General features: G+C 43.2%; 12 protein-coding genes, 1 other RNA gene and 1 pseudogene. 10 read left to right on the top strand and 4 right to left on the bottom strand.

The window, feature by feature from the left end; genetic code table 11:
* The 7 genes and pseudogenes from SKA34_RS20270 to sspB form a co-directional block, all read left to right on the top strand.
* Positions 1-83, top strand: a pseudogene (locus SKA34_RS20270) (uL13 family ribosomal protein); the annotation flags it as partial.
* Between the two features lie 15 nt (positions 84-98).
* Positions 99-491 (top strand): 30S ribosomal protein S9, encoded by a 393-nt coding sequence (gene rpsI / locus SKA34_RS20265; RefSeq protein WP_005371189.1) that lies wholly within the window; start codon positions 99-101, stop codon positions 489-491.
* A gap of 376 nt (positions 492-867) precedes the next feature.
* Complete coding sequence (petA, locus tag SKA34_RS20260) at positions 868-1,458, top strand: ubiquinol-cytochrome c reductase iron-sulfur subunit (protein ID WP_006647345.1); 591 nt, start codon at positions 868-870, stop codon at positions 1,456-1,458.
* Complete coding sequence (locus SKA34_RS20255) at positions 1,458-2,723, top strand: cytochrome bc complex cytochrome b subunit (protein ID WP_006647344.1); 1,266 nt, start codon at positions 1,458-1,460, stop codon at positions 2,721-2,723. Before petA ends, SKA34_RS20255 begins: the two co-directional genes overlap by 1 nt.
* Positions 2,720-3,457 (top strand): cytochrome c1, encoded by a 738-nt coding sequence (locus SKA34_RS20250; protein ID WP_006647343.1) that lies wholly within the window; start codon positions 2,720-2,722, stop codon positions 3,455-3,457. Before SKA34_RS20255 ends, SKA34_RS20250 begins: the two co-directional genes overlap by 4 nt.
* 85 nt (positions 3,458-3,542) lie before the next feature.
* Entirely contained in the window at positions 3,543-4,181 is a 639-nt protein-coding gene (gene sspA / locus SKA34_RS20245) for a stringent starvation protein SspA (RefSeq protein ID WP_005371197.1), read from the top strand.
* Between the two features lies 1 nt (position 4,182).
* Complete coding sequence (gene sspB / locus SKA34_RS20240; RefSeq protein WP_006647342.1) at positions 4,183-4,686, top strand: ClpXP protease specificity-enhancing factor; 504 nt, start codon at positions 4,183-4,185, stop codon at positions 4,684-4,686.
* A 64-nt stretch (positions 4,687-4,750) separates the two neighbouring features.
* Here the strand turns inward: sspB and SKA34_RS20235 are convergent, their stop codons facing one another.
* From SKA34_RS20235 to SKA34_RS20220, 4 genes are read right to left on the bottom strand one after another with little or no spacing between them, the layout of a single operon-like run.
* Positions 4,751-5,293 (bottom strand): BON domain-containing protein, encoded by a 543-nt coding sequence (locus tag SKA34_RS20235; RefSeq protein ID WP_006647341.1) that lies wholly within the window; start codon positions 5,291-5,293, stop codon positions 4,751-4,753.
* A gap of 3 nt (positions 5,294-5,296) precedes the next feature.
* Positions 5,297-5,887: a phosphoheptose isomerase gene (locus SKA34_RS20230; RefSeq protein WP_006647340.1), complete on the bottom strand. Its 591-nt coding sequence runs from the start codon at positions 5,885-5,887 to the stop codon at positions 5,297-5,299.
* Positions 5,888-5,889: 2 nt separating this feature from the next.
* On the bottom strand, positions 5,890-6,264 hold the full coding sequence (locus tag SKA34_RS20225; RefSeq protein ID WP_006647339.1) for a YraN family protein: 375 nt from the start codon (positions 6,262-6,264) through the stop codon (positions 5,890-5,892).
* On the bottom strand, positions 6,242-7,966 hold the full coding sequence (locus tag SKA34_RS20220; protein WP_050764812.1) for a penicillin-binding protein activator: 1,725 nt from the start codon (positions 7,964-7,966) through the stop codon (positions 6,242-6,244). Before SKA34_RS20220 ends, SKA34_RS20225 begins: the two co-directional genes overlap by 23 nt.
* A 103-nt stretch (positions 7,967-8,069) precedes the next feature.
* Between SKA34_RS20220 and rsmI the strand changes: the two genes are divergently transcribed.
* The 3 genes from rsmI to mraZ all read left to right on the top strand — a co-directional run bounded on the left by rsmI (position 8,070) and on the right by mraZ (position 10,190).
* Positions 8,070-8,930 (top strand): 16S rRNA (cytidine(1402)-2'-O)-methyltransferase, encoded by an 861-nt coding sequence (gene rsmI / locus SKA34_RS20215; RefSeq protein ID WP_006647337.1) that lies wholly within the window; start codon positions 8,070-8,072, stop codon positions 8,928-8,930.
* Between the two features lie 146 nt (positions 8,931-9,076).
* Positions 9,077-9,465, top strand: an RNA gene (rnpB, locus tag SKA34_RS22630) — RNase P RNA component class A.
* Between the two features lie 266 nt (positions 9,466-9,731).
* Positions 9,732-10,190, top strand: coding sequence for a division/cell wall cluster transcriptional repressor MraZ (gene mraZ, locus SKA34_RS20205; RefSeq protein ID WP_006647336.1), 459 nt, complete (start codon positions 9,732-9,734; stop codon positions 10,188-10,190).

Raw genomic sequence — 10,190 nt, 5'->3', positions numbered from 1 at the left:
GTGCTATGTACCGTAAGCTAAAAGTTTACGCAGGTACTGAGCACAACCATGCTGCACAACAGCCTAAAGTACTAGACATCTAATTGGGAATTATGACAATGGCAGAGAATCAATACTACGGCACTGGTCGCCGTAAAAGCTCAGCAGCTCGCGTTTTCATCAAACCGGGTACTGGCAACATCGTTATCAACAAGCGTAGCATCGAAGAATACTTCGGTCGCCCAACAGCGCGTATGGTTGTTCGTCAACCTCTAGAGCTTGTTGAAATGACAGAGAACCTAGACCTATACATCACTGTTAAAGGTGGTGGTATCACTGGTCAATCTGGTGCAATCCGTCACGGTATCACTCGCGCTCTTATGGAGTACGATGAAACTCTACGTCCTGCTCTACGTGCAGCTGGCTACGTTACTCGCGACGCTCGTTGCGTTGAGCGTAAGAAAGTTGGTCTACGTAAAGCACGTCGTCGTCCACAGTTCTCTAAGCGTTAATTTTCGCTTCCAGAGTTTATCTGGCTACTGTGTACAGAAAGCTCAACCTTCGGGTTGGGCTTTTTTTTATTTATTAATAAGTTAGCAATTAACCTCCTGCTTTGTCCCTTCATTTACCATCGCCCTCTATACAGCAAAAAATTAATTTTAAGTAACGATGTTATCGTTAGGTTGCAAAAAAGAATGCATTTCTCACATTTTTTGCAAAAAAGTACCTTTAACTTGTCAAAATATCGTCTGTTACATATCCTTTTTATGTTGGAAACAGTTTGAATTTGTAATTTTACTGTTACCTTTTCGTTGGAAGTTAGCCGTAGCTCCAGGGATGCATAAGGACATAATAATAATCCAAGGCGGGAGTAAGGGAGAATATTGGATGAGCAATGCGCCAGTAAGCAAAGGACGACGTCGCTTTCTGACCGCAACAACCTCGGTTGTTGGCGGGTTAGGAGCTGCAGCTATCGCCGTTCCTTTTATTAAATCATGGAATCCGAGTGCGAAAGCAAAAGCAGCCGGTGCACCTGTCGAAGTTGATATCAGTAAATTAGAAGATGGACAAATGGTTCGCGTTGAATGGCGAGGCAAGCCGGTGTGGGTTGTTCGTCGTAGCAAGGCTGTCTTACAAGAGTTAAGTACCCATGATGGTGAATTGCGAGATCCTTCATCAGACGAGCCTCAGCAGCCATCTTATGCACAAAATGAATTCCGTTCAGTAAAGCCTGAAATCTTTTTAGCCTTGGGTATTTGTACTCACCTTGGCTGTTCTCCAACTTATTTACCCGATAGCTTTAATGAACAAGTAAATGGCGTATCGTCAGGGTTCTTCTGTCCATGTCACGGCTCTACATTTGATATGGCTGGTCGTGTATTTGCTGGCGTGCCTGCGCCATTGAACCTCGTGATACCTCCATATCAATTCTTAGATGACAACACGATTATCGTTGGTGTTGATGGGGAGGCCGTATAATGAACGCGCTACTAGGTTGGATTGAAAAACGTTTACCCGTCACGAATGCTTATAGAAAGCATTTATCTGAATATCCGATGCCGAAAAATTTCAACTTTTGGTACATCTTTGGTTCTCTTGCCATGTTGGTGCTTGTTAATCAGATCGTAACCGGGATCTGGCTAACCATGAACTATGTGCCATCAGGTGAGGGGGCATTTGCTTCCATTGAATATATCATGCGAGATGTAGAGTATGGTTGGTTGCTGCGTTATATGCACTCAACGGGCGCTTCCGCATTTTTTGTGGTGATTTATCTGCATATGTTCCGCGGCTTGATCTACGGATCTTACCAAAAGCCTCGTGAGCTACTGTGGTTATTTGGTATGTTGATTTTTCTCATTCTTATGGCTGAAGCGTTCATGGGGTATTTGTTGCCATGGGGACAAATGTCATTCTGGGGCGCACAAGTAATTATTTCGCTATTTGGTGCAATACCTGTAATTGGTGATGATCTAACTCTCTGGATTCGAGGGGATTATGTTGTCTCAGGGGCAACGCTAAACCGTTTCTTTGCATTACACGTTGTTGCGCTGCCAATCGTATTGTTGTTGCTCATTGTGTTGCACGTATTAGCACTTCATGAGGTGGGTTCAAATAACCCTGATGGTATTGAGACAAAACTGCCTAAGGGCACTAAAGGTGAAGGGTATAAAACACAATTTCGTTTTCATGAATACTACAGCAACAAGTATGACATCATTGATTCAATCCCATTTCACCCTTATGGAACAGTTAAGGATTTGATTGGTGTTGCTGTTTTCGCATTCTTCTTTAGCTACGTGATCTTTTTTAACCCAGAAATGGGTGGGTACTTCCTTGAGCCACCAAACTTTGAAGCTGCAAATCCACTAAAAACACCTGAGCACATTGCGCCCGTTTGGTATTTCACGCCGTTCTATGCGATTTTGCGTGCGGTACCCGATAAGTTATTAGGTGTGGCGGCAATGGGAGCATCGATTGTCTTCTTATTCCTGTTACCATGGTTCGATCGCTGTAAAGTTCGCTCTTTCCGTTATCGTAGCAAAGTGCATTTTATCAATATTTGTCAGTTCACTGTAAGCTTTATTGCACTAGGTATTTTAGGTACGTTACCTGCAACACCTACTTATACATTGCTTGCACAGATCTTTAGTTTTGCTTATTTTATGTTCTTCATTTTATTGTTCTTTTACAGTAAAAATGAGGCAACGAAACCGCTGCCAGAGAGGGTGACATTCAAATGAAAAAATTGATTGTAACGCTGCTGGCAATGCTTCCTACTTTTGCTTTTGCGGCAGGTAGCAACGTCCCCTTAGATACGGCGAATAATGACTTAACAGACAAAGCATCACTTCAACGTGGCGCAAAGACATTTATGAATTATTGTTCTGGATGTCACTCAACCGAATACCAACGCTACGAGCGAGTGGCAGAAGATCTTAGTATTCCACCAACGTTAATGAAAGAAAATTTGATTTTTGATCAAAATGCCAAAATTGGTGATTTGATGACAAATGCGATTTCAACCGAGTATGCGTCAGCCTCATTTGGTGCTCCTGCTCCTGACTTAACCTTGGTTGCGCGTGTTCGAGGTACAGATTGGATCTATACTTATTTACGATCCTTTTATGCCGATCCTAGTCGTCCATTTGGTGTTAATAATTTAGTGTTCCCAAGTGTAGGTATGCCGCATGTTCTCGAAGAGTTACAAGGCGCACCACATAAAGTATTTGAGACCAAAACGATTGACGGTGAGAAAGTTCAAGAGTTTGTTGGGATCGAATCTGATGGTACTGGAGAGCTGAACGCCGAAGAATATGACGATATGGTACGTGATTTGGTTAACTTCCTTGATTACTCTGCTGAGCCAATGAAGCTGGAACGACAGCAAATGGGTTTGTGGGTGATGGGCTTTATTGCGGTATTCTTTGTTTTAACAGTCCTGTTGAAGAAAGAATATTGGCGTGATGTCCACTGATAAGGTAATCTAGTGGGTTAAGAATCTCGCAATGGGGGCTTAAGCCTCCATTGCTTTTTGTGTATTAAATATACTGGAGGGGTTGATGGCTGTTGCTGCCAATAAACGCTCTGTGATGACTCTGTATTCTGATGCTTCAGACATCTACAGCCATCAGGTGCGTATCGTACTAGCCGAGAAAGGTGTTAGTGTTGAAATCGAGCTGGTTGATCCATTGAATCTACCTGAAGATCTGTTAGAGCTGAATCCATATCAGTCAGTTCCTACATTGGTTGATCGTGAATTAGCACTATACCAAGCGAACATCATTATGGAGTACTTGGATGAGCGTTTTCCTCACCCGCCTCTAATGCCGGTTTACCCTGTTGCTCGTGGTAACAGCCGTCTAATGATGTACCGTGTTGAGCGTAACTGGTACTCACTTGCAGAGAAGATTAATACTGGCACTGCCGATGAAGCTGACAAAGCACGTAAACAATTACGTGAAGAGTTACTTGCATTAGCACCAGTATTTGCAGAATTCCCATTCTTCATGAGTGATGAGTTCAGCTTAGTTGACTGTTACCTTGCTCCACTACTATGGCGTCTACCTGAAATGGGTATTGAACTAAGTGGTGCTGGCGCAAAAGAAGTGAAAACTTACATGACACGTGTATTTGAACGTGACTCTTTCCTAGCTTCATTGACTGAAGCTGAACGTGAAATGCGTTTAGCTGGCCAGTAATATGGATATGGAAAAAATGACTCCGCGTCGTCCCTATTTGTTGCGGGCATTTTATGATTGGTTAGTGGATAACGATCTCACACCGCACTTGGTTGTTGATGCAACATTACCAGGTGTACAAGTACCAATGGAGTTCGTTAGTGATGGTCAAATCATCCTAAACGTTGCTCCTCGTGCTGTGGGTAATTTAGAACTGGGTAATGAAGCAGTTAGCTTTAATGCGCGTTTTAGTGGTCGTCCACATTCTGTTATCGTACCTATGTACGCTGTGCTTGCTGTTTATGCGCGTGAAAACGGAGCAGGAACAATGTTCGAGCCAGAGCCTAGCTATGAATCAGATATGCCAGTCTTTGATGATGTTGATAATATCGAAGATATGATTGATGAAGCATCAGAGCCTAGCTCTCCATTCGCCGTAGTTAGTGAAACTGAAACTGCCGGTGATGAGCCTGATGATGAGCCGCCACGTCCTCGCGGTCGTCCAAGCTTACGTGTTGTTAAATAGATAGTTTCTCTTTAATAAAAACGCAGCCAATAGGCTGCGTTTTTTTATATCGATACAAGGGCGACTAGCGACTTTGGCTCGGTTCGAATAATGTCACTACTTTTTTAACACCATTGATATTTCGCGCAATATTGATCGCTATTTCTTTTTGGCGTGGCGTAACATAGCCTAAAAGGTAGACTTGGCCGCCCTCGCTGATCACCTGGATTACCGCTCCCGTTAACTGCTTACTTGCGATAAGTTGAGATTTCACCTTGGTGGTTAGCCAAGCATCATAACTAATATCACCTACGCTAAGTAAAGGTCTAACTTCAAGCTGGTTATAAAGATCTTTTACATTATCAATATGCTTAACCTGCTGAGCAAATTGTGTTTTTGCTGCGTCAGACGTGGCCTGACCTATCAGCAGTACTTTACCGTTAAGCGATATACTGTTAGCACTGATTGAGCGAGTAAATTGGCGGCTATTTGCCAGACCCGCAATATCCATTTCTACTTTTTGATCTTGCCAATGTTGTTCTAGATCTCGTGGATCTTGCGTGGAAAAACTCGAACATCCTTGTAATACAAGGCTAAAAATTAGCAATAGGCGGCATACCCAGTTCATTGATTATCCTTCGTGGTGCGGGAAGAGTACTTGGTCAATAAGATCGCACAAGCAATGTACTGTTAGTAAGTGGCCTTCTTGAATGCGCGCGGTACGTTGAGATGGAATACGAACTTCAACATCTTGTATACCAAGTAACCCCGCCATTTCGCCACCATCTTTACCTGTTAAGGCAATGATAGTCATATCACGTGTAAGTGCCGCTTCCATTGCTTTGATAATGTTTTTGCTATTACCACTGGTTGATAATACAAACAGAATATCACCGGCCTGACCGAGTGCGCGCACTTGTTTTGAAAACACTTCGTCGTGGTGATAATCATTAGCGATCGCTGTCAGAATTGTTGTGTCAGCTGTTAATGCTAAAGCAGGAAGGCTTGGGCGCTCAGTTTCAAAACGATTAATCAGACATGAAGCAAAGTGTTGTGAATTAGCAGCTGAGCCGCCATTACCGCAACACAAAATCTTATTGCCGTTTAATAGGCTCTGCACCATAACTTGGGCGGCTTTTGAGATGGAGTCTGGAAGTGCTTCTGCTGCTGCAATTTGAGTTTGGATACTTTCGGTAAAACTTTCGCGAATGCTATCTAGCATGATTAACCTTCAACTAAGATGTTGGTATGCCACTCAATATGGTGTTCTTGACTTTCAATTGTCACGACGTCAAATCGACATTCGGTTTGATCGATTGAAAAGCCATTTTTTTGTAACCAAAAAAGGGCAGTGCGTTTTATTTTTTGTTGTTTATGCCAATTCACCGCTTCTGAAGCTGAACCGAAATGGCGATGTGTCCGGTATTTTACTTCAATAAAGACAAAACATTTACCTTGTCGCATAATTAAATCAATTTCACCACCGCGACAGCTAAAATTTCGTTCGATAAGCTTAAGACGGTGGCGAGACAGAAACTGTTCCGCCATCCGTTCATAAGTTTGACCTTGTTGTCGTTTATTCAGGTTGAATACCGTCAACAGTGAATTTACCCCAGTCAATTTGACGATGGATCACACATTGGCCATCAGCACTTAATTTGCCCGTAACACCTTGTGTTGTGTAATCATTCATCGCACGTAATTGTGGTAGTTCATTACTTAAAAGATAAGCATCCATACCAAAAGCATGAAGACGAACGCTGGTATTACCTTCATTCGGCCACAATTGGTTGAAACGCTCCATATAACTTGCCGGCGGATTGATTAGAAGTGGAATATCACCGATTTCTACACCTTGGATCTCTGAAGAGTATCCTTTGCGATCTGGATTACTTCGAGAGCTAACATAAATTTGCGGTGGGTTACCACTTGGTGGCAATGATGCTTCAATAAATGGCTTGATAGTCATCAATTCATTTTTGCTAGCAACGATATATATCGCATCTGTATTACTACCTGGGGCGCGCCCAAATACCTGACGGATTTGCTGTGGTATCTCGTCGCTTGCACCAAATGTAGCCACTTGTGCTGGTTGACTATTTAAGCTTGTCCACTCTTGATTAAACGCGGTACTTACTCGCTGACCATAACTGTTTGATGGTACGAGTACGACAGGGTTTCGATGACCTTCACTGAAAATATGCTCTGCAGCTTGCTCTGCACTTTGCTCTGGCGATAGGGCAAAATAACACGCGTTAGGGTGGTTACTATTAATTTCAGGTGGCATATTTAACGCCAACGTATTGATGTGTGTGGTGTTATCTTGTTGAAATTCTGAGATTTTATTCTTACGCAATGGACCTACAACAAATTGAGTGCCATTTTGCTGTAATTTCGCCATGATTGAAGCCATTGATTCTGCTTCTGTATCATAGATATTAAGATTTGTATCAGCGCTTCTTTCAGCATCATCCATCATTGCATCAATAAAACCATCACGTACAGTTTTACCTTGTGCGGCAAAGCGGCCTGATAATGGTAAAAGCAAAGCAACACGATCTAGCTTAATGGCTTTAAGGTTCATTACCGCTTCAAGTTCTGCGGGTAAATATTGGTTAGCAGGATGATATGGATGTTGACTCAGCCATTGCTCAACGGCGCTTTTTAATTTTCCTGGTTGACGGCTAGCGCTGTTTTTTAGCATAGCAAGTTCAACCCAACCTTTTAATACATCTTCATCACTACCAATTTTTGCGTTACTTAATTGTGCGTTGGAGTGGCCAGATAAGTCATGCCATAGGTTATTCCAGTTGGCTGCTTTTTGATCGTTGCTTAAGTAAAAATCAAGTTTACTGCGTTCACGCGCGGCTTGAAATTTATGGTTAAGTTGATCTAATAATTCAGCACGGAATGTGTAATAACGTTGGTACTGACTTTTCGTCAATTGCCAAGACGGTTGGAAATTTAGGCTATTAAGTGCTTCTTGATATTGCCCTTGATGATAGCGGATCGCAGCACGAGCAAGTTGCCATTCAGCAATTTGCAAAGGGCTCATAGATTGTTGTGATAGTTTGGTAACTTGTTGGTCAGCTTGCTGCCATTTATCTTCTTCTATCATTGCTTTAAGGGCTAATATTTCCCAGTTAATACGCTCTGTACCCTTACTGGCTTGAGCTTTACTGAGGTAGGCGGCTGAGCTTTGAGCGGCTGCCGCAGTGATATCCGTTAATGGAGCCTGCTGATTGTACAGGTTTGACGTGCTACAGCCTGCTAAAATAACAGCAAGGGCTACAGGCGCCATTAGTCGTGATACACTTTTACGCTTATGGGTAAAATTGGGCATTGAATTCATTCAACTGTGACAAATTACTCTTGATATTAATTGCAGATGAGATCTAAGACAAATGAGTGAAACCAATTCAAGCATGGTTGATGTTGCTACGTTATACATCGTACCTACACCCATCGGTAATTTGGCTGATATAACACAACGAGCATTAGACGTGTTAGCAAATGTAGATTTGATTGCTGCTGAAGATACTCGCCATACATCACGCTTGTTATCCCATTTCTCTATCTCAACCCGCACCTTTGCGCTTCATGATCATAATGAGCAGCAAAAAGCTGACTTTTTGATTGAAAAGCTTCAGTCAGGTACCAGTATTGCTTTGGTATCAGATGCTGGTACGCCGCTGATCAGTGATCCAGGGTATCATCTTGTTAATCGCTGTCGTCAAGCAGGTGTTAAAGTTGTGCCATTACCAGGCCCATGTGCAGTGATCACTGCCTTGAGTGGTGCTGGCTTACCGTCTGACCGATTTAGCTTTGAGGGCTTTTTACCACCCAAAAGTAAAGGTCGCCGTGACTGTTTTCAAGCGTTAGCAAACGATGAGCGCACGTTAATTTTTTACGAATCGCCACATCGTATTAATGATTCCCTGAGTGATATGTTAGCCGTGCTTGGTGCTGAACGCCAAGTAGTATTAGCGCGTGAGTTAACAAAAACTTATGAAACAATCCATGGTGCACCATTAGGAGAGTTAATTGAGTGGCTTTCTGAAGACAGTAATCGTGTTCGTGGCGAGATGGTGGTTTTAGTCGCCGGTCATCGCGCGCAGAAAGAAGAGCTATCAGCAGAATCATTACGCACACTGGGCTTGTTAGTAAAAGAATTACCCTTGAAAAAAGCCGCCGCATTGACAGCGGAAATTCATGGTGCGAAAAAGAATGCGCTCTATAAGTGGGGTTTAGAAAACCTAGGCTAAAATAAAGTTAACGACTGCCAATTTTTTATGAGCTGTATGATAAAATTTGGTGAGAATTAGCTTTCTTTGCTGTTTTTTTCGTCAGGCTGTAATTTTGTTTCGGTTTTCGCTAGCAACTGTGATCGTTGTCTTATACAATCCATGCCGGAGTAGGTCAGGTAATCGCTGCTTCATTGATGTCCTTTGGGAGACTGATGAAGGGGAGGAAAGTCCGGGCTCCACAGGGCAGGGTGCCAGATAACGTCTGGGGGGCGCAAGCCCACGACAAGTGCAGCAGAGAGCAAACCGCCGATGGCCTATTGCTTGCAATAGTGCACAGGTAAGGGTGAAAGGGTGCGGTAAGAGCGCACCGCGCAGCTAGTAATAGTTTGTGGCAGGGTAAACTCCACCCGGAGCAAGACCAAATAGGTCCCTAATGGCGCGGCCCGCGTTGGGGACGGGTAGGTTGCTTGAGTCTGTGAGCGATTGCAGACCTAGACGAATGATTGCCGCCGCGTAAGCGGAACAAAACCCGGCTTATCGACCGACTCCCTACATTTAGAGAAGGTGGTGTTTGGATAACAAACACCACCTTTTTTTCGTCTTATTTCCGCATAAACATAACTTTCGCTTGATGACTACAGAGTGTGTTAGAACTCTGTTTGAATTACTGTCAGACGCTTGACATCTTTTTTGTCTCATACGTACACTTTATGGTGGGAATTTGTGGGGAAAAGTGGTGCTGTCTCATTCTCTTTGTTTTTTATTCTGCTAAAGTCGGTTACTACAGCTGATTTTTAGTATCATTGAATGGGCATTGGAATGTTAAGAGGCGCAACGGTTGTATCGCTCGATAACAAAGGACGCTTTGCGATCCCTAAGCGTTATCGTGCCGAGATACTAAATCATTGCGACGGCTTATTCGTATGCACTATTGATCACCAGTTTTCTTGCTTGTTGCTCTACCCCATGAATGAATGGGTACACATTGAAGCGAAGTTAGCGACATTATCAAGCCTTCATCCTGCGGAGCGTCGAATTCAACGTTTGTTACTCGGCCACGCTAGTGAATGTGACATGGATGGGCAGGGGCGAATACTACTTCCTGCTACCTTACGAGAATACGCGTACTTACAAGATAAGATCATGCTTGTAGGCCAATTAAATAAATTTGAAATTTGGTCTGAATCTTTGTGGCAACAGCAAATTGAACACGATATCAACCTTCAGGCTGAGGATGCGATAGCACAGTCATCGCGCCTTAGTGAGCTTTCACTTTAG

Source organism: Photobacterium sp. SKA34 (assembly GCF_000153325.1).
GTDB lineage: Bacteria > Pseudomonadota > Gammaproteobacteria > Enterobacterales > Vibrionaceae > Photobacterium.
The sequence above is the reverse complement of the archived record's forward strand: the minus strand, read 5'-3'. Positions and strand labels throughout refer to the sequence as shown.